The organism is Roseateles sp., assembly GCF_047654805.1.
In the GTDB taxonomy this organism is placed as follows: Bacteria; Pseudomonadota; Gammaproteobacteria; order Burkholderiales; family Burkholderiaceae_C; genus Pelomonas.
Map to the genome: position 1 here is coordinate 992,566 of NZ_JASGIV010000001.1, position 24,061 is coordinate 1,016,626.

The window sequence follows — 24,061 nt, forward strand, 5'->3', positions numbered from 1 at the left end:
GCCTGTAGGCTGTGGCCTACCGGTCGTCGGGCCGGGAACCGACAGCCCCGGTCCGGGCGGGCGGCCTAGGCTGGGGTTCTGTCCATCCTCAGGAGCGCCTTATGAAGCCTTCGATGCAACCCCTGGTCATGGTCCTGGCCTGCGCACTGGCGGCCGGTTCTCCGTTCTGGACCGGCCTGGCTGAAGCGCAGGCCGGCAGCCGCGTTGCCGCCGCGCCTTTGCGCGTGACCGGCTTCGATGTTGAACAGGTTGACCGGCTGGAGCCGGGTGCCGAGCTGAACTTCACCGTCTGGGGTACGGCTGGGGCGACGGTGCTGCTGCAGATCGACGGCAGCCGGCGCACGCTGCGCCTGGACGAGACCAGCCCGGGGCGCTACCAGGGCAGCTACATCGTCGGTCGATCAGACCGCATCGGGCCGGAATCGCGCGTGCATGCCAACCTGCGACGCGACAACCGCGTCGCGACCGCCCAGTTGGGCGAGGCACTGCAGGTCGGCTGGGTGTTGCCTGGCGAGGCAGCGCTGATGCCCGAGATCCAGTCGGTGGGCGTCGCGCGCGAACCGGGCCGGGGCCGCACAGAGGCGCTGCGATACACCGTGCGTGGCACGCCCGGCGGCCAGGCTTCGGTACTCTTGCAGGGCAGCCAGGCCAGCAACGTCGTGCTGGACGAGCAGCGCCCTGGCGAGTACGTCGGCACCTACGTGCTGCCGCAGGGTGGCTGGCTGGACACCGAGCAGCCCCTGGTGGCACAGCTGCGCATCGGCGACCGCAGCGTGCGCAGCAGCGCGCCCAATGCCTATGCCGGCGTGAACTTCACGTCGCGGCGCAGCGATGCCTGTCGTGACTGCGCAACCGTGCAGGCGGTGAATGCCGTCACCGTGGACGGCGAGGGCCACGTGCTGGGCACGGTGGCCGGTGGCGTGCTGGGCGCGGTGGTGGGCAGCCAGTTCGGCAAGGGCGACGGCCGCACCGCTGCGGGCGTGGCCGGCGCGGTGGGCGGCGCGCTGCTGGGCCGCGAGATCCAGAAGCGCAACAACCAGCGTACGCAGTACGAGGTTGTGGTGCGCATGAGCGATGGTGCGCTGCGCACCGTCGTCTATGCCGAGGCACCGAACTTCCGTGCCGGTGACCGCGTGCGCCTTGTTGGCGAGGCGCTGGAGCCGCTGCGCTGAGCGCCCCCCCGGCGGCGGGTCAGCCCTGGCGGCGCACTTCCTCGCTCAACCAGTGTTGCGCAGGCCCGCCGCGATGCCGTTGATGGACAGGTGGATGCCGCGCTGCACGCGTTCCATGGCTGGGTCATCGGCCTGGGTGCGGCGGTAGCGGCGCATCAGCTCGACCTGCAGGTGATTGAGCGGGTCGATATAGGGGAACCGGTGCTCGATGGAGCGGGCCAGAGAGGGGTTGGCCGCCAGGCGCTTGTCGTCGCCGCTGATGAGGCTCAGCGCGGCCTGCGTGCGCTCAAACTCGGCGCGGATGGCCGTGAAGATGCGCTTGCCGAGCTTCTTGTCTTCCACCAGCTCCACGTATCGTTCGGCCAGGGCCAGGTCGGTCTTGGCAAGCACCATGTCGAGGTTGGACAGCACGGCGCGGAAGAAGGGCCAGCCCTTGAGCATGCGCTTGAGCAGGGCCAGGTTCTTGGCGCGCTGGGCCGGTTCCTCGCCGAGGAAGGACTCAACGCCGGAGCCGAAGCCGCACCAGCCCGGCAGGGCGACACGTGCCTGACCCCATGAGAAGCCCCAGGGGATGGCGCGCAGATCCTCGATGGCGCGGGTGGCCTTGCGCGATGCAGGACGCGAGCCGATGTTGAGCTCGGCGATTTCTCGGATCGGCGTCGACGCGAAGAAATAGTCGGCAAAGCCCGGTGTGCCGTACACCAGGCCGCGGTAGGCGTCGAAGCTGGCGTCCGACAGCGCCTGCGCGGCCTGCAGGAAGGACTTGGGCGCGCTCTGCGTTGGGTGCAGCAGCGTGGCCTCCAGCGTGGCCGCCACCAGCGTCTCCAGGTTGCGCCGGCCGATCTCGGGATGCGCGTACTTGGAGGCGATGACCTCGCCCTGCTCGGTGAGGCGGATCTGGCCGTTCACGGTGCCCGGGGGCTGGGCCAGGATGGCCTGGTAGCTGGGGCCACCGCCGCGGCCCACGGTGCCGCCACGGCCGTGGAACAGGCGCAGCGTGATGGGGCCGACACGCTTGAGTTCGTCGAACAGCGCCACCAGCGCGATCTCGGCGCGGTACAGCTCCCAGGACGAGGTGAACATCCCGCCGTCCTTGTTGCTGTCGGAGTAGCCCAGCATGATGTCCTGCTCGCCACCCGAGCGGTCGATCAGGCCCCGCACGCCTGGCAGGGCGTAGAACTCGCCCATGATCTCCGGCGCGACGCGCAGGTCGCCAATGGTCTCGAACAGCGGCACGATGATGAGGTCGCTGACTGCGTACTCGGTCAGCACGCCCCGCAGCAGGCCGGTCTCCTTCAGCAGCAGGGCCACTTCCAGCAGGTCGCTGACCGACTCGGTGTGGGAAATGATGTAGTGGCGCAGCGCTTCGCGGCCGAAGCGCGCCAGCGCCTCGCGGGCGGCCTCGAACGTGGCGAGTTCGCCCAGGGTCTTGTCGGTGTAGCGGGCGCCGATGACGCGTAGCGGACGGGCGTCGTTGAGCAGGCGCAGCAGCAGCTCGCGCTTGGCGGCCTCGTCCAGCGCGGCATAGTCGCTCTCGATGCGGGCGGTGGCCAGCAGCTCCGCCAGCACCAGTTCGTGCTGGTCGCTGCTCTGGCGCAGGTCCAGCGTGGCGAGGTGGAAGCCGAACACCTGCAGCGCGCGCATCAGCGGCGCCAGGCGCGGCGCGATGAGCGCCTCGGCATGATGGGCCTTCAGCGAGGCCTCGATGGTGCGCAGGTCGGCCAGCAACTCTTCGGGCGTGCGGTAGGGATCCTGCGGCGCGACGGCATGGCGCAGCGCCTCGGTGCCCGTCAGCTCGTGCAGCGTGGCGGCGAGGCGTGCATACATGCCCGTGAGCGCTCGGCGATAGGGCTCATCCATGCGGTGGGCGTTCTGGTCGGGACTGCGCTCCGCCAGCAGCTGCATGTCCGGCGATACGCCTGACAGGCGCAGCGAGATGGACAGCTCGGCGCCCAGCTCGTGCAGCTCGGTCAGGTAGTGGCGCAGCGCCACCTCGCTCTGGCGCTGCATGGCACGCTTCAGTGTCGTGGCGCCAACGTTGGGGTTGCCGTCGCGGTCGCCGCCTATCCAGTGGCCCATGCGCAGGAAGCTGGGGAGGTGCTCGCCGGGGAGATGCTCTTCCAGTTCGGCGTAGAGCTTGGGGATCTGCCGCAGGAAGGTCGAGTGGTAGTAGGAGAGGGCGTTCTCTATCTCGTCGGCGACGGTCAGCTTGGAGTAGCGCAGCATGCGCGTCTGCCAGAGCTGGGTGATGCGGGCGCGCAGCAGGCTCTCGGTCTCGCGCAGCTCGCGTTCTGTTCCGGCACGGTCGCGCGCTTCCAGCAGGCCGGCGACGGCACGCTCGGCGTCCAGGATGCTCTTGCGCTGCACCTCGGTGGGGTGGGCTGTCAGCACCGGCGAGATGAAGCCGCGCTTGAGCACGTCGGCGATCTCGGCGGGGCGGACGCCGGCCTCGTGCAGATGCTCCAGGCAATAGGCCAGCGAGCCCGGTTGCAGGCTGCCGGCGCGCTCGTGCACGTCGCGGCGGCGGATGTGGTGGCGGTCCTCGGCGATGTTGGCCAGGTGCGAGAAGTAGCTGAAGGCGCGGATGACGCTGACGGCCTGTTCGCCGGACAGGCTCTTGAGCAGCTTGTCGAAGCGCTTGCCGGCTTCCTTGTCGTGCTTGTGGCGGTAGGCCACCGACAGCTGGCGGATGCGCTCGACCAGTTCGTAGGCCTCACGCCCTTCCTGCTCGCGGATGACGTCGCCAAGGATGCGCCCCAGCAGCCGGATGTCGGCCACCAGCGGTTCGTTCTTGTCGGCTTTCTTGTCGATCTCTTGGCGGGCTGGGGCGGCTCGTGAGGGCATGGCGGGTCGTCCGAGAAGGAATTGCTATAGGAGAGGTAACAGAGTTACCACGATCTGACTCTAGCAGTTTCTTCGTCAAAACGGACCCCCGGGAGAGTCCGCTCAGGCAGCTGAGCGCGCGTCGCGGGCGCGCGGCGGCAAGGCGGCAGGTGGCTCGAGCTTGCGGACCTTCAAGGGCGATGGCGAGGCGGTGGCGCGCTCCGGTGCCATGGGCAGGGCGGGGTGCTGGCAAGGCGTTGCGCGTCGACGCCCATCGCGTGCGGCTCTGCGCTTCAAGGGCGTCGCCACCGAGCGTCTTCGAGCGACACGAAGCTCTTATTGCGGAAGTACGGCGCAGGCCCGGCAGGCCACTGATGCTTCGCCGCGACGGCGGCCTCCGAGCCGGTGCGCGGCCCCTCACGGGAGTGCTTTGGCCGGGTCTCTGCAGCGCTGGTGGTCATCGCTGCGGGAAAACCACAGACCCCCAAAGCATTGAATCAAATCCTGGAATCGTCTATCGTAGACAACGTTGTCAATTTTTGGATTTCGAGCCAATCGATCGCCGTCCTCAGGCGATTGAGATCGCTACCAGTCTTGGTTCGCCGAGATGCGCTGTTGTGTCAAAAGCGGCGGCGTGGCACTTGTGAGGATGGGGCGGGAGTCGGTGTTGTGGATTGCGCAAATCCGCGCGGCGGCTCGTACAAACCCTAGCAGAGCGAGAGGAGTCGAAAAAATACAGTAGGCCCGCTGCTTCAGGGGTATCTCTTTTTTTGAGGCGCCTTGGTATCGCTACCAAATGTGACGACTGCAAGCCAATAAGAATTCTTCGTCAATCGGCTCGATCATGGGCCGCCAGAGCAAGCAAGGAGACAAATGAAACACCCTCAGATTTCCAAGAAACGGCGCGAGCCTCTGCGAGCGTGCCGGCTCAAGCCGGTCGCCTGGGCGTCGTCGGTCGCGCTGCTGACGGGCGCCGCTGCGGTGCACGCTCAGCAAAGCGGTACCGCCGCGCAGGCGGCTTCGCCGCAATCGCTCGAGACCGTCGTCATCACGGGCATCCGCAAGTCCCTTGACAGCGCTGTCACCCTGAAGCGTGAATCGCGCGGGCTGGTGGATGGCATCGTGGCCGAAGACATCGGCAAGTTCCCCGACACCAACCTGGCCGAATCGATGCAACGCATCGCCGGCGTGTCCATCGACCGCAACTCCAGCGGCGAAGGCTCGAAGGTGACGGTGCGCGGCGTTGGCCCCGACTTCAACATGGTGCTGCTGAACGGCCGACAAATGCCGACAGCCGTCATCAACCCTTTGAACCAAGGTGCCAGCGGTTCGCGCGCCTTCGACTTCGCCAATCTGTCTTCCGACTCGATCTCGGCGCTCGAGGTCTACAAGACCTCTCGCGCGGAGACGCCGACGGGCGGCATTGGTGCCACGATCAACGTGAAGACCGCGCGCCCTCTGGATGTGCGCGAACGCATCGCCAGCATTGGCATCAAGGCGAACTACGACGATTCGAACAATCGCCTGCCCGAGTCCTTCAAGGGCGAAAAGGTGACGCCGGAAGTCTCCGGCATCTACAGCGACACCTTCGCCGATCGCAGGTTCGGCATCGCCATCAGCGGCAGCTACTCCAAGCGTGTTTCGGGGTCAAACAACGCCTACACGCAGAACGGCTGGCACACCAACAACGCCAACGTCCCCGCCGTCTCGCCGGCCAGCAATATCCCGGTCCAGCCGACCGGCCTGTATGCGACGACGAACGACATGCGGTACTCGATCACGGCGCTCGACCGTGAGCGGCTGAATGGTCAGGCGACGCTGCAGTTTGCTCCCAGCAAGGACCTGAAGTTCACCGTCGACCACACCATGGCCGTCAATACGGTCAAGGCCAAGAACTCCGAGAATTCGGCCTGGTTCAACAACGAGTTCTCCGGTGACCTGAAGTCGAGTCCGCCGACCAAGTTCACGACGGGTCCCATCCAGGCCCCGATCGTCCAAACGGTGATTTGGCCTGGAACCCATGACTACGGGATGAACATCGGCCAGTTTGCGCAGAAGAGCAAGCTGAATTCCACGGGCTTCAACGTGGGCTGGCAGGTCAATGATGCACTCAAGATCGACCTGGATGCGCATAGCTCGAGGGCCAAGACATCCCCGGACAGCCCATATGGCACATATGCCATCCTGGATTTGGCTCTGTTCAATCAGGGCAATATCACGGCGTACTACGATAAAGACCTGCCGATCATGAGTTCGCCGGGGTTGGTCTATGATGCCAACAAGACCACGGTGACGGGTTCGCAATTCAACAGCAATTTGAGCGACCAGAAGGTCGATCAGGTCCAGATGCGCGGCACTTACCGCCTGAGTGCCGATGACAAGTTGATTGCCGGCCTTGGCTTTGCGAAGTTGAATAACCGAGCCGCCAGCGTGAACAACTTCCACGGCGACTGGAGTGGCGTCGGCTCGCAAGGTTCGTTCAAGAACGTTCCGGTGGCAATCGACAGCCTGGGCGGCTATTTCAGTCGCATCCCGGGTCATGATGATTCCCGACTGTTCCCCTACTTCTTCACGCCCGACTTTGATGCGGTGCTGAAGCAGTCGATTGCCAACTCGCAGATTACAGGCACGCAGAGTACCGGGAACGTGCCCTTCACGCAGGCGCAGGCCGAGGCGTACTTCCGCGCGTTGCCTGACTACAGTTCCGCTGGCGCCAACGATTGGCGGACGACGGAAAAGACAACGTCGGCATATGGTCAGTGGGACCATGCGTTTGATACGGCCATTCCGATGAATCTGTCGGTCGGCCTGCGGTATGAAAGCACCAAGGTCGAATCCTCTTCGAAGGTGACGGCCTATTCCGGAACGAACTGGAATGCCGAGAATGAGGTGATTCTCACCGGCGGAACCAGCAGTTTTGGTGCCAAGAGTGGTAAGTACTCTTATTGGCTCCCCAGTGTTGATTGGGATGCCGATCTGACGGACAAGATCAAGGTGCGTGCCAGCTTCGGCATCAATATCGGTCGTCCGGGCTGGGACCAGATGCTGGGTGGCGTGACCCTGAATCAGGTGGCCAACCGCTCGACCGGTGGCAACGGTTCGACGGGTGATCCGACGCTGAAACCGCTGAAGTCGAAGAATCTCGATCTATCGGCAGAGTTCTACTATGCGAAGTCGAGTTACGTTGCTGCTGGCGCCTTCTACAAGAAGATCTCCGATTTCATCGGTGCCACGACGATCACCACGACGATTGCCGGCTTGAATCAGCCCGCCAGCGGTGCGTGTTATGACGCTGCCCGGGCGGCAGGCAAGACAACGTCGATTGATATTCGCAATTACATCTTCAATAATTGCAACGGCCAGACCGGGGTGACCATCACCAACAACAGCAATCCGAACTTCATCATTGGAGACATCACGGGTGCTGTGGCTGGCGCACAGCCGATGGTGTTCCAGATCAATAGCTACGCCAATGGCGCTGGTGACAATGTGAAGGGCCTGGAGCTGAATTTCCAGCACATGTTCGGCAACAGCGGTTTTGGTGTTTCGGGTAACTACACGTACGTGAAGAGCGGCCTGAAGTTCAACAACGCCAGCACCGGTTCGCAGGCGCCACTGCTTGGGCTCAGCAATTCTGCCAACCTGGTCGGTTTCTTCGAGAACGAAACGTGGTCCGTACGCGGTGCCTACAACTGGCGAGGTCAGTTCCTGGCGGCACGCACGTACGACAACGCCAACGATCCGATCTACACCGAGGCCTACGGGCAGGTGGACATGTCCATCGGCTACAAGATTGGCAAGAACCTGACCCTCCAGGCTGATCTGCTGAACCTGAACGATGGCTACATCCGTCAGCACAGCCGCACGAAGGAGATGCTGGTCTCCGCACAGCAGACGGGTCGTCGCTATCTGATCGGTGCCCGCTATCGTTTCTGAGCGATAGGCTTCGCCGCCAACGACTCGCTTCCTCGGGGCGGCTTGTTGGCGGCCGACGTTGGCCGAGGCCGGCGCCAAGCGCCCGCCTTGGCCAAATTTCTTTGCAGAATTCCCCGGTCATTGAGGCAGCCAGGCAGATGCACAGACCATGCTTTTCAGGATGAACTCCGAGGTGAATGCGGTTCGACGCATCGTGGTGCTGGGTGGCGGCTCGGCCGGTTGGCTGACGGCCGCGACGCTGGCCGCAGAACTTGCCGGTGAGGGCCCCGACGCGTTGCAGATCACGCTGATCGAGTCGCCCGACGTCCCCTCAATTGGCGTCGGTGAGGGCACCTGGCCGACGATGCGCGCCACGCTGCGCCGCATCGGCCTCAGTGAAGCAGAGCTGATCCGCGAATGCGATGCGGCCTTCAAGCAGGGCTCGCGCTTTGATGGCTGGCTGCACGGCGGCGAAGGCGACCGCTACTACCACCCCTTCACGCTGCCACACGGGTGGGGCGATGCTGAACTCGCCGGTGCCTGGCTTCAGGGCGGGCGTGATCAGCCGTTCGCCCAGAGCGTGGGTGCGCAGCCGCTGGTTTGCGATGCCCATCTGGCGCCCAAGCAGACCACGACACCGGACTTCGGCGGTGTCATCAATTACGGCTACCACTTCGATGCCGTCAAGCTGGGGCATCTTTTGCAGCGGCACGCGACGGCCAAGTTAGGCGTGCGCCATGTCCTCGACCACTTCACGGCCGTGCGCTCGCACGAGAACGGCGACATTGCCGCGTTGACGACCCGTGAGCACGGCGACATCGAAGGCGATCTCTTTATCGACTGCTCGGGCCTGGCCAGCCTGTTGCTAGGTCAGCACTACGGTGTCGGCCTTCGGGCCCAGAAGGACGTCCTGTTCAACGACAGCGCGCTGGCCCTGCAGGTTCCGCACGCCGACGCGCAGGCGCCACTGGCCTCAGCCACCATTTCCACCGCTCATGCAGAGGGCTGGACCTGGGACATTGGGCTTCCCACGCGTCGCGGCATCGGCCTGGTCTTTTCCAGTGGCCATACCGACGACGCCGACGCCGAGCGTGCGCTGCTGGACTATGTGCAGCGCAACGGCCTGTCGCTCGGCGATGCGACGCCGCGCCGCCTGCGCTTCAGCCCGGGCTATCGCGAGCAGTTCTGGCACCGCAACTGTGTCGCTGTCGGCCTGTCGGCGGGCTTCATCGAGCCGCTGGAAGCGTCGGCGCTGGCGCTGGTCGAACTGTCGGCGGCGTTCATCCGCGACGAGATGCCGGCCGACCGCGCCGGCATTGAGCTGGTGGCCAAGCGCTTCAACGAGGCCTTCGCCTACCGCTGGTCCCGCATCATCGACTTCCTGAAGCTGCACTACGTGCTGAGCCGCCGCGATGACGCCGACTATTGGCGCGATCACCGCAGCGCAGCCAGCCTTCCAGATTCGCTGCGCGAGCTGCTGCAACTGTGGGCACACCGCGCGCCGTCGCGCAACGACTTCTACCGCGTCGAGGAAGTCTTCCCGGCGGCCAGCTACCAATACGTGCTCTATGGCATGCGGTTCGAGCCCGCGCTGCGGCCGCTGCGCGCCGACAGGCTGGTAGCCGCGCAGTCGTGCATGAAGGACGTCACCACGCTCACGCGGCGCCTGTTGGGGGGCCTACCCCGGCACCGTGACCTCGTACAACATATCCGCGCGTACGGCATGCCGCCGGCCGCATGACCTCAAACGGAAGCCCATGCTGCAACTGCTCAACAACATCCAGCACAAAGACCTGCGCATCATCACGCGGCGCGGCGCCCAATGGGGCGACGACTTCATGTCGGCGCCCGTCACGCCGGACGAGTTCCGCAAGCTCCAGGCGCATTACCCCATCGTCTTCCAGCCCGACGGCAAGGGCAGCTTCGTGCCGGTCGTGCTGTTCGGCCTGCAGGAAGGCCAGAACCTCTTTCTGAGCGGCGATGGCTGGGATGCGGAGTACCTGCCGCTGTCTGTGCAGCGCATCCCGTTTTCCATCGGCGTGGCCGACGACGAGCTGCGCATGATGGTCGACATGTCCAGCAAACGCATCAGCCATGGTGCCGAGGGCGAGGCCGTCTTCCTGCCGCAGGGGGGCACGACCGACCTGACCGAGAACGCCAACTCCGTGCTGCGTGCGCTTCACGACGGCCTGCAGGCCACGCCGGACTTCATCCAGACGCTGCAGGCGCATGACCTGCTCGAGTCCTTCGTGCTGGATGTCGAGCGCCCCGACGGCAGCCATGGCCAGCTGCTGGGTTTCTACATCATCCACGAGGAGCGCCTGGCCGCGCTGGACGCCGAGGTGATCGGCATGCTGCACCAGGCCGACTACCTGCAGCCCATCTACATGGCGATCGCGTCGCTGTCCAACTTCCCGACGCTGATCAGGCGGCACCTCGCCCGCGAAGCCGCCTGAGCCCATGTCGGAGCGACGCGTGAGTGCCGAATCACCGGCGGGCATTCCCGCTGACGTGCTGCAGTCCACCCAGCCTGTGCTTCTGCGCGGCCTGGTGCGGCATTGGCCGCTGGTGCAGGCGGCGCAGCGTTCGGATGCTGACTTCTGCAATTACCTGCGCAGCTTCGGCGAGCAGACCCGGCTGATGCTGTGGCGCGGTAGACCCGAGATCGGTGGGCGCTTCTTTTACAACGACGACTTCACCGACTTCAATTTTCAACGCGAGATTCACACTCTGGCCGCGTTGCTGGATGAACTGTCGGCCGGCACGCAGGACACCCTCTACCTCGGTTCCACCGAGATCGACAGCGCCTTCCCCGGGCTGGGTCGTGACAATGCACTGCCGGATCTGGCCAGCGCGCATCCGCATGTGAGTCTGTGGCTCGGCAACCGCATGCAGGTGGCTGCGCATTTCGACCTGCCGGACAACGTCGCCTGCGTCGTCGCCGGCCGGCGTCGTTTCACGCTGTTCCCTCCGGACCAGGTGGCAAATCTCTACATCGGCCCGCTGGACCTGACTCCGGCCGGTCAGCCGATCAGCCTGGTCGACCATGCTCGGCCCGACTTCGAGCGCTTCCCGCGCTATGCCGAGGCGCTCAAGCACATGCAGGCCTTCGAGCTGCTGCCAGGCGACGCGCTCTTCATTCCGAGCCAGTGGTGGCACGGCGTGGAATCGCTGGAGCCTGTCAATGCGCTCGTCAATTTCTGGTGGCGGCAGTCGCCCGCCTTCATGGACACGCCGCTGAACACGCTGATGATGGCACTCTTGTCGCTGCGTGATCTGCCGCCGGCCCAGCGCGACGCCTGGCGCGCACTGTTCGATCACTACGTCTTCGACGCCGACGAGCAGACGGCTGCTCATGTGCCGCCGGCCGCGCGCGGCATCCTTGCGCCAATGAACGACAACAGCGCTCGCCAGTTGCGCGCGGTGCTGTTGAATCGACTCAAACGATGAGCCCCACCCCGACCATGACTACCGCTCCCAAACCCATCCGTCGCATCGTCATTGCGGGCGGCGGCACCGCCGGCTGGATCGTGGCTGCGGGCCTTTCCAAATGCCTGGGCAAGCACTACGACATCCGTCTCGTGGAGTCCGAGGAGATCGGCACGGTGGGTGTCGGCGAGGCCACCATCCCGACGCTGCACTTGCTGCACGAGATCCTTGATCTGGACGAGCGAGAGTTCATCCAGGCCACGCAGGCGACCTTCAAGCTCGGCATCAGCTTCGAGAACTGGCGCAACGTCGGTGAGCACTACTTCCATTCCTTCGGCAAGACCGGCAAGGGCCACTGGACGGCGGGCTTCCACCACTTCTGGCTGGACGCTCGCAAGCGCGGCCTGGCGAGCAGCTACGGCGACTACTGCCTGGAGTTGCGCGCGGCGATGGACAACCGCTTTGCGCTGCTGCCCGACAACGGCATCAACTACGCCTACCATTTCGACGCCACGCTGTACGGCCAGTACCTGCGCCGACTCGCTGAGGCCATGGGCGTGCAGCGTATCGAAGGCAAGATCGCCCAGGTGCACACCGATGCCGAAAGCGGCTACATCACCGGCCTGCAGCTGGCCGGCGGGCCGCTGATTGAGGGTGACTTCTTCATCGACTGCACCGGCATGCGTTCACTGCTGCTGGGCGAGACGCTGGGCGTGCCCTACGAGAGCTGGTCGCACTGGCTGCCCTGCGACAGCGCGCTGGCTGTGCAAACCACCTGTGTCGGCGAGCCGGTACCCTATACCCGATCCATCGCCCATCCCTGGGGCTGGCAGTGGCGCATCCCGCTGCAGCACCGCGTCGGCAACGGTGTGGTGTTCAGCAGCCGGCATATCAGCGACGAAGATGCCAAGAAGGCGCTGCTCGCAAACGTCGAGGGAGAGGTGCTGCGCGAGCCACGCGTCATCCGCTTCACGCCCGGACAGCGCGAGCAGGTCTGGAAGAAGAACTGCGTCGCCATCGGGCTGTCCAGTGGCTTTCTGGAGCCGCTGGAGTCCACCAGCATCCACCTCATCCAGAAGGGCATGAGCCGCCTTGTCGAGCTGTTCCCGACCGATGGCATCCACCAGAGCGACATCGACGAGTACAACCAGCAGACACGGGACGCCATCGAAGTCATCCGTGACTTCATCATCCTGCACTACCACGTCACCGACCGTGACGACTCGGCCTTCTGGCGCGACTGCCGCGCGATGGCTGTGCCGCCACTGCTCAGGCACCGCATCCAGCACTTCCGCGACACGGCTCGCATCATGCTGCGCGAGGGCGAGCTGTTTGCGGAGAACTCCTGGGTACAGGTCATGATGGGGCAGGGCATCGTGCCGGCGAGCCATCATCCGATCACGCGCAACATGGAAGACCGCAATCTCGCCGACTTCCTCGGCGACATTCGCAAGGACGTGGCGCGCACGCTGATGAAGCTGCCCAAGCACCAGCAGTTCATCGACCAGTTCTGCCCGGCCCCGAAGCTCGACCTGCCGACCATCCCCAAGCCCCTGGCCGCCGGACAGTCGCTGCGCATCAATCCGGCCGCGCGCCTGGACGTCGTGCAGCTTGCCAATGGAGCGCGGGTCTATGTCGTCGACGATTTCGTGCAGGACCCGCAGGCCCTTGTCGCGCTGGCGCAGGCTTCTGCCGGCCAGTTCCAGACGATGGCAGGGCAGCCCTATCCCGGTCCCCAGCTCGGGTTGCCGGAAAGCATGGCCGTGGAGCTGGACGGCTTCTTCCGCGAGCAGCTCCGCGAACCGCTGAGGCTAGGTGCGCCGCTGGGCATGTTCGGCCGCTTTTCCCGCGTCGTGCAGGATCCGGCCACGCTTGACGCCCGCCAGCGCGTCTGCCACCGCGACGATTCCGGCCTCGATCCGAGCGAGATGGTGTCGGCCTGCGTGCACTACCTGTTCGAGGACGAGCGGCTTGGCGGCACCGTCTTCTTCCGCTCGCTGATGTCGGAGGCCGACACGGCCCGCTTCCGGCATGACGCCAACACCCTGGACGCCAGCGCCTTCGGCGACAGGTATGGCATTGCGCCAGGCTACATGACCGACAGCAACCGCTATTTCGAGGTCATCGGCCGCGTGCCCGCCAAGTGGAACCGGGCCATCTTCTACGACGGCGGCATCTTTCACTCCGGCGACATCAGCTGGGCAGCCGGCAGGCCTGGTTACCACAGTGGCATGGGGCGCCTGACCGTGAACGCATTCTTCAAAAGCCGCCGGCCCTGAGCGCACGAGTCCATGGCCTCGATAATCGGGCCATGACCTCTTCCATCACCATCGCCACGCGCGAAAGCCGCCTGGCGCTCTGGCAGGCCGAGCACGTGCAGGCCCGACTCGCCGGGGAGCTCGGTATCCAGGCCGCGCTGCTGGGTATGACCACGCGCGGCGACCAGATCCTCGACCGTACGCTGTCCAAGATCGGCGGCAAGGGCCTGTTCGTGAAGGAGCTGGAAACCGCATTGGCCGAGGGGCGTGCCCAGCTCGCGGTGCACTCGCTCAAGGACGTTCCCATGGAGTTGCCCGAGGGCTTCATGCTGGCTGCCGTGCTGGAGCGCGAGGATCCGCGCGACGCGTTCGTCGCCAACGACTACGCCTCGCTGGCCGAGCTGCCCGAAGGCGCTGTCGTCGGCAGCTCCAGCCTGCGCCGCGTGACGCAGCTCCTGAGCCTGCGCCCGGACCTGCGTGTCGAGCCGCTGCGCGGCAACCTCGACACGCGGCTGCGCAAGCTCGACGAGGGCGGCTACCACGCCATCGTGCTGGCCGCCGCAGGTCTCAAGCGACTGGGCCTGGCGGGGCGCGTGCGCAGTCTGTTCGAAGTCGAGCAGATGCTGCCGTGTGCAGGGCAGGGCGCGCTGGGCATCGAGATCCGCGCCGACGACGCGGCGCTGGCCGGTGCGCTGGCGAAGCTGGTCCACGCACCGACGCTGCTGGCCTGCGAGGCGGAGCGCGCCGTGTCGCGTGCGCTCGGCGGCAGCTGCAGCCTGCCGCTCGCGGCGCACGCACGCTGGCAGGGCGGCATGCTGTGCCTGGATGCGGCCCTGGGCCATGCCGAGCTGCACGCCTCGCCGCTGCTGCGCGTCAGCGTCGCCGCAGCCGTCACCGATGTCGGTGCCGCTCGGTCACTGGGTCAGCAGGCAGCCGCCCGCCTGCGGGACCTCGGCGCCGGCTCCTATCTGCCGGGATGACGGAGTCCACGCTGCTGGTCACCCGCCCGCGGCCGCAATGCGCGGCTTGGCTGGCGCGCCTGACCGAGCTGGGCGTCGACGCGAAGGCCCTGCCCCTGATCGAGATCCTGCCGGCTCGTGATGCCGGTCCGGTGCTTGCAGCCTGGGCCGCGTTGCAAGCCGTGGACCTGGCTGTCTTCGTCAGCCCCAATGCCGTCGAGCAGTTCTTCGCCCACGCCCAGGGCGCGGTCTGGCCGGCGCACACGCTCGCGGCCTGTGTCGGCCCTGGCAGCGCCCAGGCGCTGGCCGCCCATGGCGTCCCAGCGCCTCAGATCGTTCAGCCCGCAGTGGATGCCGCCTCGCTGGACTCCGAGCATCTCTGGGAACAACTGGCGCCGCGGCGGGACTGGGCCGGCGCACGCGTGCTGCTGTTGCGGGGCGACGGCGGCCGCGAGTGGCTGGCCGAGCGCCTGATGGCGGCAGGTGCTCACATCGAGGCCATCACCGTCTATCACCGCACCCCTCCGCGCTTCAGCGCCGCCGAGCAGGACTTGCTGGCAGCGGTGCAGGCCGATCCCCTGCGCTTCGTGTGGTTGTTCAGTAGTGCCGAGGCCGTCGCTCATCTGCAGGCGCAAGGCCTGTCGCTGGCCGGCCAACGCGCCATCGCCACCCATGGCCGCATTGCCGAGGCGGCGCGTGCCGCCGGCTTCGCGCCTGTGGTTTTGACGCGACCTGCCCCCGAAGCGGTCACTCAGGCCCTGAAAGGCCTCTGACAGAATCTGACGCACCGTGAGTGAGCCCGAGCTGAATCCCCCTGTCGTTGCTGCGGCCGAGCCCGCCGCCCCGCCACCCCCCTCCGCACCCGTCCTGCCGGCCTGGCTACCCTGGCTGCTCGCGCTGCTGGGCGTTGCCGTGCTGCTGTGCGTGGTGCTGGCCTGGCAGAGCCTGTCGCGCCAGCAGTCGCTCGAGCAGGAACTGGTGCGCCGCCAGGAAGCCAGCCAGGCGCAGGCTACCGAGGCACGCCTGGCTGCAAAGCAGTCGGGTGAACTGGTGCGCGACACCGCCGCCAAGGTTTCGCTGCTGGAGGCCCGCCTCGCCGAGGTGGCCTTGCAGCGAGGCCAGTTGGAAGACCTGATCCAGTCCATGTCGCGCTCGCGGGACGAGAACGTCGTCGGTGACATCGAGGCTGCGCTGCGCGTGGCCCTGCAGCAGACCCAGATCACCGGCAGTGCCGAGCCGCTCGTCGCCGCTCTCAAGCAGGCCGACGAGCGCTTGCTGCGCTACAAGCAGCCGCGCATGGAAGGCGTGCGCCGCGCCGTTGCACGCGACCTGGACCGCGTCAAGGCGGTGGCGGTTGTTGACGTGTCCACGCTGACCATCAAGCTCGACGAGGTCGTGCGCATGGCGGACGAACTGCCGCTGATGTCCGGGAGCGAGGCCGCGCCGCGCCCGCGCGACGAGCGCAACGCCGAGGCCGCCAGGGAGCGCGAGCGTGCCCTCAAGCTGCAGCGTGAACAGACTGCGGCCGCCGCAGACGGCAAGCTCGCGCTGTGGTGGTGGCAGGCCACGCAGCAGCTCTCCGCCTGGACCGGCCTGGTCTGGGGAGAGGCACGCACGCTGCTGCGCGTGACCCGCATCGACCACCCCGAGGCTGCACTGATCTCGCCCGATCAGAGCTTCTTCCTGCGCGAGAACCTCAAGCTGCGCCTGCTCAACGCCCGCCTCGCCCTCTTGAGCCGCCAGTTCGACACGGCTCAGGCCGACCTGCGCGACAGCCAGGAGATGCTGAACCGCTACTTCGACACACGCTCGCGCAAGGTTGCCAGCGTGACTGAGCTGCTGCGCCAGGTCGCCGGGCAGGCGCGCCAGGTCAGCGTGCCGCGGCCCGACGACACGCTGGCGGCGCTGACCGCCGCCGCGGCCGGTCGGTGAGGGGGAGGACATGATGCCCCCACGTTCGCAATGCTCACTGCCCCCGGAAGGGGCGCTTCAACGCCTTCGGGCGGCCGGACGGCGCTGATCATGCGTCTCGTCATCTGGCTGGTCCTGCTCTTCGTCGTCGCCGTCGTCGCGGCGCTGACCCTTGGTGCCAACGACGGCCTGGCCAGCTTCTACTGGGCTGGCTGGCGGGTCGACGTCTCGCTCAATCTCTTCTTGCTGGTGCTTGTCGCGGGCTGCTTTGCCCTCGTGACTGCCATCCAGGCGATCGAGGCGCTGACCACGCTGCCCAGGCGCGCCCGCGAGTGGCGCCTGGCCCAGCGGGAACGCAGTGCCCAGCTGGCGCTGCGGGAGGCGCTGGTGGAACTCTTTGGCGCCCGCTTCAGCCGCGCCCAGAAAGCCGCGCAGAAGGCGCTCAACATCCAGACCGCGACGCCCGAGCTGGCAACCGATCAGTCCTTCATGGCACTGGCACACCTGCTGGCCGCGGCGAGTGCGCACCGGCTGCAGGACCGCCGCCACCGCGACGAGCAGCTCAGCCGTGCCCTTGAGCTGGCCCATCGCGCTGGCGGTGCACGGGCCCAGGAGGACGGGGCCCGCTTGCTGGCCGCCGAATGGGCCCTGGACGACCGCGACGCGACGCGCGCACTGAGCGTGCTGGCGGAGCTGGCTCCTGGTGTCGCCCGTCGCACCCAGGCGCTGCGGCTGCGGCTGCAGGCCTCTCGCCTGGCCAGGCAGCCGCTGGATGCGCTGCGCACCGCGCGCCTGCTTGCCAAGCACCAGGCCTTTTCGAAGGCGGCGGCTCAGAGCCTGCTGCGCTCTCTGGCCTTCGAGGCGCTGGACGGCGCACGTGACGTCGACCAGTTGCGCTCCGTCTGGCAGCAGCTCGATCCAGCCGATCGTCGTGATCCCCTCGTCGCCGCGCGGGCCGCGCAGTGCGCTGGGCAGCTCGGTGCGCCCGACGATGGCCGGGGTTGGTTGCGACCCTTCTTCGACGACCTCGCCGAGCTGCAGCCCGACGATCGCGCGGCCCTGGCCCAGGCCCTCGTGCCGGTGCTGGCCGGCTGCGGGCCGGACTGGCTGCAGCGCCTTGAGTCGGCCCAGTCCCGCTTCCCGCGCGAGCGCGCCTTGGCGTTCGCGCTGGGCCATGCCCTGGCGGAGCGCCAGCTCTGGGGCAAGGCCCGCCTGATGCTCGAAGCGGTAGCCGACGATGTCACCATGCCCAACGCTTCGCGCCGGCGCAGCTGGGTGGTACTGGCGGCTCTTGCCGAACAGGAGGGCGATGACCAGCGCCGCGCCCGCTGCTTTGAGGCCGCGGCGCGCCTGCCTTGAGCCTCGCTCGGGGCGGCCGCCTCAACTTTTTTCAAAAAAACTGGCCAACTCTTGCCTAGGGCCTAAAAATCTGGCTATACTGTGAGGCTTCAGCGGCTGTAGCTCAGTTGGATAGAGTACTTGGCTACGAACCAAGGGGTCGTGGGTTCGAATCCTGCCAGCCGCGCCAACAATAAGAAGAGAATCAACGGGTTAGCACCGAAAGGCGCTAACCCGTTTTCCTTTGCTGGGGGACTTTTGGGGGACTCGCATCCCCGCCGGTCGCCTCTTGTTCGCGCTTCAACATCGCCAGGCTGATGTTCCAGCGCCCGCTGTCATCCTCGTAGGTCTCCCAGTCAATGTACCCCTCGTGATGTTGCACGATCAACACTTGCCAGTCCTCGCGGGCACGCCGATGGCCGCGCACCACGCGCTTGCGACCGGCTTCTATGCGCGAGCGGGTCTCGGTCCGGCCGAACGCGTAAGCGCCGGCGTAGACCGGATTGGTCAGCAGGCGCAGCATCGTGTTGTAGACCGGCAGCCTCCACTGCACACTGCGCCGGCCATCGGTATAGGTGACCGCCGGCAGTTCGATGCGCTCCTGGCGAAACCACAGCAACGCCTGGCGCACGCTGCCGGCCTGCGCGAAGCGCTGGAATACGGCGGCGATGGCGGTGCGCACGCGCAAGTCGGGATCGAGCTCGATGCGGTCGCCATCGCTGCGAACGTAGCCGACGGCCACCATCGTGTACAGATCGCCACGTGCGGCCTTGAGCTTGAGCGCTTCCACTGAACGTTGCCGCAGCAACGACAGCTCCATCTCGGACATGGTGCCCTTCATGCCGAGCAGAAGTCGATCATTGACGCTGCGCGGATCGTAGACACCGTCCTCGTCGACGATGATGCTGCCTACCAGAGCACAGAACTCCAGCAACGTGTGCCAGTCACGCCCGTTGCGCGCCAGGCGCGAGGCTTCGATGGATACGACGGCCCCGACCTCGCCGCTGCAAATAGCCGCCAGCAATCGCTCGAATCCAGGGCGCGCAACACCGCTGGCTGAGACGCCGAGATCATCGTCGATGACCACCACGTCGCTCCATCCCAGCATCCGGGCACGGTCGGCCAGAGCGTATTGGCGACGTCGGCTCTCGTGGTTGTTGCGCAGTTGATCCACGGTGGACTGACGAACGTAGACATAGGCACGGCGCGCGAGATGCTCAGGACAGATCTTGGTCATCATTGCTCTCCTGATTGATTGCCGTCTGTGCGCTGGAGACCTGCCACAGCAATTGCGCGAGCAGGTCGATCAGCTCTGGCTGCTGTGACGGCAGGACTGCCAGGAGCTGCGGGTCGCCGTCGAACAGCTCGCGCTGGCGGCACTTGGAGTCGGGCTTCATCAACGCCTCCAATAGGGGTGGAACCTGCCGGTGACGATAGGGCGGCATCCAACTCCCGTCGCAGCGCCAGTAGTGCTTGCAGAGAAGGCTTGGCGATCGCCACGATGGCCGCTCGCGCCGTCGCTTCCGGCAGCGTCATCCACTTCGGCAGATGCGCCTGCGTGTCATCCGGCTGGCGCACGATCAGGTAGTCGACATCGCCTTGACGACAACGCCCCACCACGACCACCTCTTGGCCCGCACGCGGGTGGTATGGATAGAAGATCTTCAGCAGTTCAGCTTGCTGTTCGCGGGCACTATGTGACCGCTTCGCCTGGCACGGGCAAGACCCACCTGGCCACGGCCATCAGCGTGCAGGCGCTGGAGCATCACCGACGTCGGGTTCGCTTCTTCTCCACGGTCGAGCTGGTCAACCAGCTCGAGCAGGAGAAGCTCTGCAACAAGACCGGCCAGATGGCGCACCGGCTGGCCCACATGGACATGGTCGTGCTCGACGAGCTCGGCTACCTGCCGTTCAGCTCGTCCGGCGGCGCGCTGCTGTTCCATCTGCTGAGCAAGCTCTACGAGCGCACCAGCGTCGTCATCACGACGAACCTGAGCTTCAGCGAATGGGCCAGCGTCTTCGGCGACGCCAAGATGACCACGGCGCTGCTGGACCGGCTCACGCACCACTGCCATATCCTTGAAACCGGCAACGACAGCTACCGCTTCAAGAACAGCTCAGCTCAACCCACCACCAAGAAGGAGTCCAAACCGAGGAAGCTACCCACAACCTGAGCCCAAGAGGCTCGAACAAGGGTGGGTCAGGATTGGACGGAAACGGTGGGTCAGGATGGCGCGGGAATCAACAGTTTCCCTGCCGTGAGAGCTGGTCTCAAAATGCGCGCGTGCTATAAGCGAACGATACGTTGATAGCCACCAAAAGCTACCAGGTTCCGGCTCCCAGCCGCCGAGCCGCAACTTCTAAGGGAGGAGTACCGCATGGCCAAGCTCCGTCCGCGGGCGAGGATTGTCCGCACGATCGGTGACCAGCTGATCAGCGGGCCTGAAGCCGCTCTCATTGAACTGGTCAAGAATGCCTACGATGCCGACTCGCCCTCCGTCAGCATCAGGATCACCCCTCCCGGTTCGCTACAGGAGGGCCGAAAGCCGGGAGAGATCCGCGTTGCGGACACTGGACATGGCATGTCGGCTAACGACATCACGGCCAAGTGGTTTGAACCTGCGACCACGGACAAGTTGGAGCGCGGCACCAGTCCCTCCGGGCGGAGGCGGCGCGCGTCAATCTAGTTGTCGCCTCGGTTATGCAGCCAATGGCTGACTATCCTTGCTGCGCCGGGTCGCAGCGACGACAGAGTCGCGTTCTGGGTTGAGCGTGACGGCCGCGATGTGCGACCAGTCCCGCGTGCGGCCTGACCAGCGCGCCGGGTTGCGCTTTCGGGCCTTGTGATACACGTCGTGCCGGGCCGCGAGGAGCGCAACGTCCGCGCCGTCGTGGCGCTGCGCCGGGCTCACGTAGCGGATGCCGCTATGACGGTGGTCGTAGTTGTACCAATGCACGAACTCGCGCGCCCATTCGCGCGCGGCGCCGAGGTCGGCGAAGCCCTTGTCCGGGAACTCCGGCCGGTATTTGGCCGTGCGGAACAACGACTCCACGAAGGCGTTGTCATCGCTCACGCGAGGACGGGAGTACGAGGGCTTCACGCCCAGCCACCACAGCATCGCCAGCACCGTGGTGGCCTTGAGCGTGGCGCCGTTGTCGCCGTGCAGGACGGGCCTGTCGTCGCGCGGCAGGGCATGGATGCCCTCCGCCAACGCGGTGCGCTGCACGAGCCGCGCGGCGTGATCGCTGTCGTCCTCCTCATGCACCTCGAAGCCCACGATCTTGCGGCTGTAGACGTCCAGGATCAGGTACAGGAAGAACCAGCGCCCGACGACCTGCGTGGGCAGGAACGTCATATCCCAGCACCACAGCTGTCGCGGCGCGGTGGCGATGTGCGTGGTCGGCGGCCGGCTCTTGCGCGGCGCCTTAGCCCGCCCTCGATGGCGCATCTGGCCCTGGGCGCGCAGCACGCGTGCGAAGGTGGATTCGCTGGCGATGTACACGCCCTCGTCAGCCAGCATCGGCACGATGCGCGCCGGCGGCATGTCGGCGAAGCGCGGCTCGTTGGCCACGCGCAGGACCTCGGCGCGCTCGGCTTCGGTCAGCGCATGCGCGGGCACCGGGCGCATCGCTGCGGGCCTGCCATCGCCCGTTTCGAGGCCCTGGTGAGCATTCCAGCGCTGCAGGGTGCGTGCGGTGATACCCACCACCTCGCAGGCCTGGTGAAGCCGGGCTCCGGCTCGGCGCGCGACTTCAATGTTGCGGGCATGTTCTTGGCGATCTTCGAGGCCGATCATTCGTCCTCGCCCTGCGTGTTTCTTTGGAAGATCGCCGCCGTTTTTTTTGAAAGTACCAGCAGCGCTGCTGTCTCCGCCAGGGCCTTGTCTTTGCGGCGCACTTCGCGCTCGAGCTCCTTGATGCGACGCCGATCCTCGCGGGTCTGCGACGGGCTCGCGCGCGCCTCCTCGGGCGCGGCCAGGGCCTGCGTCGCACTGGTGCGCCACTGCAGCAATTGCTGCGGGTACACGCCGTTCTCGCGGCACCAGGCGCTGCGCGTGGCCTCGTCCATGGCCGCGGTCGTGATCACCGCCTCCAGCCGCGCGGCGGCCGTCCACTCGCGCTTTTGCAGCGGCTTGGACAGCGACTGCGCGCGCCAGCGCTCCAGCGTGTCCACACCGATGCCGATCTCACGCGACACCACCTCCGGCGGCGCGCTCTCCGGCGGCAGCATGCGCGCTACCGCCCGATCCTTGAATGCTTGTCCGTATCGAGCCAACTTCTTCTCTCATCGTCACCCCCAATTCTTCGGTTCTATCGGGGCGACAACCATTCTGACGCGGGGGGGAGGCTCCTAGGCGCCAAGGGCGTTGGGCGCTTCGCTACTGCAAGGCTTGGATCCCTTCTTCATCTGAGCACCTGTCACAAGGCATCGGGGAAGCTGCGCGAGGTGAGTGAGTTCGAGGTGAACTGGAAGCTCTTCGAAGAGAGTCAGTATCTCGATGAGATAGACATCAACATTTCCACCCGTCCAGGCAGAGATTCCGAGACCACCGGAGTCACGTTGACGATTACGCATCTCCGCGATCCGTGGACGAAACACCAACTGGAGTCACTGATTCGCGAGCTCCGGCGGCTTGCTTCTCCGCACGAGGCTCGCGAGCGTGGATTCAGGATCTATCTGGATTTGAAGGGCTTCACGGCGGAAGCTCATGGCTTTGACGGTCAGTCTCTGGTCTCCGGCGCTTTTGCTGAAGAGGCGGACGTAGCTGAAACTAGTGCTGACCCAACCGAGATCCGTCCGTTCTTTCTCGGCAACGTCTTCCACTATCGGGTGGAAGGCAAGTTCGACAAGGACGGTGCATTCGAAGGCAGGTTCATCAATAAGCGTGCTGCTGATCAGACGATCCCTCTGGTCATGGAAGCGCAGACCCTTGGGGAAGGGGAAGAGCCATGCGGACCGTTTTCGATCGCCCTCAACATCTACGATCGCGAGCCTGACGCGATCGTTGACCTCTTCAAAAAGATGGGCCTGAGCTCCATCGGCAGGTTAGATGCCCGGAAGATGCTCGATGAAAACATCGGCGTTGGTATCTACCGTGCAGGATTCAGGATCAGGCCATACGGCGACGCGGAATCGGACTGGCTCGAGCTTGAGCGCAAACGTGTACAGAACCCCTCATTGAAGCTGGGTCTGAACCAAGTCTGGGGAACCGTCACTATCGCGAAAGAGGCTGCCTCGGGGCTCGTGGAACGCAGCAGTCGCGAGGGTCTCGAGCACAACGGGCACTTCGAGCGTCTCAAGCGACTCGTGGCAGACGTCATGGCCCGGGCCGAAAACTTGCGCGTTGACTTCCGTGAAATGGCAGGCCTGAGCCGCAAGCAAGAGGGCGATACCGGCGGAATCCGCGGACAAGTCAGCCTTCAGGCGACTACGAGGGCAATTGCAGAGCTGCCGCCCCGATACCGGGATAAGGTGCAGAAGGCACTGAAGCAGGAAAGCAGTGCTTTGAAAACTTCGCTAGAGGAGCTTGAGGCGTATCAACACAAGCTCGCGGCGCAGTCGAGCCTCGGTCTTGTCATCTCGCAAATGCTCCACGATGGCCGGCGCTATCTCGGGGATATCAACACGAGGGCCAAAGGGTTGTCGGACGGTGCCCCCCGGCTTCTCGATGAAACCCCATTCGGCAAGAATTTCAGGGATACATTTGCCAAGAACGCTGCGTCGATTCATAACTCCGCAGGTCATCTGACGAAGCTTTTCAGGGCGCTGGACCCAATCGCCAGTCGGAAGCGCGGTCGACCCAAGTCGCTGGATCCCATGGAGGTTGTGGAGCGTTGCTTGGCCCTGTTCAAGGATTTGCTTGACCAGAATGGCGTGACCGTCGTCAGGAAGGTTCAGGATGGCGCTCCCAAGGTCACTGTATATGAGGCCGACCTGATGGCCGCCTTGTTGAACATCATCGACAACGCCATCCACTGGCTTGGTACCAGTCCCACAAAGCCGCGAGAGCTTCGTGTTGCCATGACGCACTCTAAAAAGTGGGTTCGAATTGTTCTTTCGAATAACGGGCCCTTGATAGATGCCGTCCTTGCGAAAAACCTTTTCAAACCTGGCTTCACGCTCAAACCAGAAGGTTCAGGACTTGGGCTGGCGATTGCGAGAGAGGCAATGCAGGCCAGCAAAGGAAGGGTCATCTATGACCCCCAACCCGACGAGACTTCTTTCTTGATCGAAATGCAAAAGACACCGTAAAGA

General features: G+C 65.4%; 16 protein-coding genes, 1 tRNA gene and 2 pseudogenes. 15 read left to right on the top strand and 4 right to left on the bottom strand.

Annotated features, from left to right (window positions below):
• Positions 1 to 101 precede the first annotated feature (101 nt).
• On the top strand, positions 102 to 1,172 hold the full coding sequence (locus QM732_RS04510) for a glycine zipper 2TM domain-containing protein (protein WP_415654997.1): 1,071 nt from the start codon (positions 102 to 104) through the stop codon (positions 1,170 to 1,172).
• A gap of 45 nt (positions 1,173 to 1,217) precedes the next feature.
• Here the strand turns inward: QM732_RS04510 and ppc are convergent, their stop codons facing one another.
• Complete coding sequence (gene ppc / locus QM732_RS04515; RefSeq protein WP_415654998.1) at positions 1,218 to 4,016, bottom strand: phosphoenolpyruvate carboxylase; 2,799 nt, start codon at positions 4,014 to 4,016, stop codon at positions 1,218 to 1,220.
• 852 nt (positions 4,017 to 4,868) lie between these two features.
• Here ppc and QM732_RS04520 point away from each other — a divergent pair.
• From QM732_RS04520 to QM732_RS04565, 10 genes are all read left to right on the top strand, one after another.
• Positions 4,869 to 7,931, top strand: a complete 3,063-nt coding sequence (locus QM732_RS04520; protein WP_415654999.1) for a TonB-dependent receptor — start codon at positions 4,869 to 4,871, stop codon at positions 7,929 to 7,931.
• Positions 7,932 to 8,091: 160 nt separating this feature from the next.
• On the top strand, positions 8,092 to 9,651 hold the full coding sequence (locus QM732_RS04525) for a tryptophan halogenase family protein (RefSeq protein ID WP_415655000.1): 1,560 nt from the start codon (positions 8,092 to 8,094) through the stop codon (positions 9,649 to 9,651).
• Between the two features lie 16 nt (positions 9,652 to 9,667).
• Complete coding sequence (locus tag QM732_RS04530; protein ID WP_415655001.1) at positions 9,668 to 10,366, top strand: SapC family protein; 699 nt, start codon at positions 9,668 to 9,670, stop codon at positions 10,364 to 10,366.
• Positions 10,367 to 10,385: 19 nt separating this feature from the next.
• Positions 10,386 to 11,360: a cupin-like domain-containing protein gene (locus tag QM732_RS04535; RefSeq protein ID WP_415655002.1), complete on the top strand. Its 975-nt coding sequence runs from the start codon at positions 10,386 to 10,388 to the stop codon at positions 11,358 to 11,360.
• Positions 11,361 to 11,374: 14 nt separating this feature from the next.
• Positions 11,375 to 13,618: a DUF6445 family protein gene (locus QM732_RS04540; protein ID WP_415655003.1), complete on the top strand. Its 2,244-nt coding sequence runs from the start codon at positions 11,375 to 11,377 to the stop codon at positions 13,616 to 13,618.
• Positions 13,619 to 13,650: 32 nt separating this feature from the next.
• Positions 13,651 to 14,577 (top strand): hydroxymethylbilane synthase, encoded by a 927-nt coding sequence (hemC, locus tag QM732_RS04545; RefSeq protein ID WP_415655004.1) that lies wholly within the window; start codon positions 13,651 to 13,653, stop codon positions 14,575 to 14,577.
• Positions 14,574 to 15,329 carry a uroporphyrinogen-III synthase gene (locus QM732_RS04550; RefSeq protein ID WP_415655005.1) on the top strand — a complete coding sequence of 252 codons (756 nt, stop codon included), beginning with the start codon at positions 14,574 to 14,576 and terminating at the stop codon, positions 15,327 to 15,329. Before hemC ends, QM732_RS04550 begins: the two co-directional genes overlap by 4 nt.
• 16 nt (positions 15,330 to 15,345) lie before the next feature.
• Positions 15,346 to 16,488, top strand: coding sequence for a uroporphyrinogen-III C-methyltransferase (locus tag QM732_RS04555; protein WP_415655006.1), 1,143 nt, complete (start codon positions 15,346 to 15,348; stop codon positions 16,486 to 16,488).
• Between the two features lie 90 nt (positions 16,489 to 16,578).
• The gene (locus QM732_RS04560) at positions 16,579 to 17,826 is read left to right on the top strand and encodes a heme biosynthesis HemY N-terminal domain-containing protein (RefSeq protein WP_415655007.1); all 1,248 of its coding nucleotides are present in this window, start codon (positions 16,579 to 16,581) and stop codon (positions 17,824 to 17,826) included.
• A gap of 92 nt (positions 17,827 to 17,918) precedes the next feature.
• A tRNA-Arg gene (locus QM732_RS04565) sits at positions 17,919 to 17,995 on the top strand.
• A gap of 39 nt (positions 17,996 to 18,034) precedes the next feature.
• Here QM732_RS04565 and QM732_RS04570 read toward each other — a convergent pair.
• Together QM732_RS04570 and QM732_RS04575 are read right to left on the bottom strand one after the other, a co-directional pair.
• Positions 18,035 to 19,045 carry a recombinase family protein gene (locus QM732_RS04570; RefSeq protein WP_415655008.1) on the bottom strand — a complete coding sequence of 337 codons (1,011 nt, stop codon included), beginning with the start codon at positions 19,043 to 19,045 and terminating at the stop codon, positions 18,035 to 18,037.
• Entirely contained in the window at positions 19,023 to 19,202 is a 180-nt protein-coding gene (locus QM732_RS04575) for a hypothetical protein (protein WP_415655009.1), read from the bottom strand. The genes QM732_RS04570 and QM732_RS04575 overlap by 23 nt, the downstream gene beginning before the upstream one ends.
• A 151-nt stretch (positions 19,203 to 19,353) precedes the next feature.
• On the opposite strand from QM732_RS04575, the gene QM732_RS04580 reads away from it, so the two are divergent.
• The 3 genes and pseudogenes from QM732_RS04580 to QM732_RS04590 all read left to right on the top strand — a co-directional run bounded on the left by QM732_RS04580 (position 19,354) and on the right by QM732_RS04590 (position 20,492).
• Positions 19,354 to 19,506, top strand: coding sequence for a hypothetical protein (locus QM732_RS04580; protein WP_415655010.1), 153 nt, complete (start codon positions 19,354 to 19,356; stop codon positions 19,504 to 19,506).
• Positions 19,503 to 19,979, top strand: a pseudogene (locus QM732_RS04585) (ATP-binding protein); the annotation flags it as partial. The gene QM732_RS04580 and the pseudogene QM732_RS04585, both read left to right, overlap by 4 nt.
• A gap of 204 nt (positions 19,980 to 20,183) precedes the next feature.
• On the top strand, positions 20,184 to 20,492 hold the full coding sequence (locus QM732_RS04590) for an ATP-binding protein (RefSeq protein WP_415655011.1): 309 nt from the start codon (positions 20,184 to 20,186) through the stop codon (positions 20,490 to 20,492).
• A 12-nt stretch (positions 20,493 to 20,504) separates the two neighbouring features.
• On the opposite strand, the pseudogene QM732_RS04595 reads toward QM732_RS04590, so the two are convergent.
• A pseudogene (locus QM732_RS04595) lies at positions 20,505 to 22,081 on the bottom strand (IS3 family transposase).
• 171 nt (positions 22,082 to 22,252) lie between these two features.
• On the opposite strand from QM732_RS04595, the gene QM732_RS04600 reads away from it, so the two are divergent.
• Positions 22,253 to 24,058 (top strand): sensor histidine kinase, encoded by a 1,806-nt coding sequence (locus QM732_RS04600; RefSeq protein WP_415655012.1) that lies wholly within the window; start codon positions 22,253 to 22,255, stop codon positions 24,056 to 24,058.
• Positions 24,059 to 24,061 lie beyond the last annotated feature (3 nt).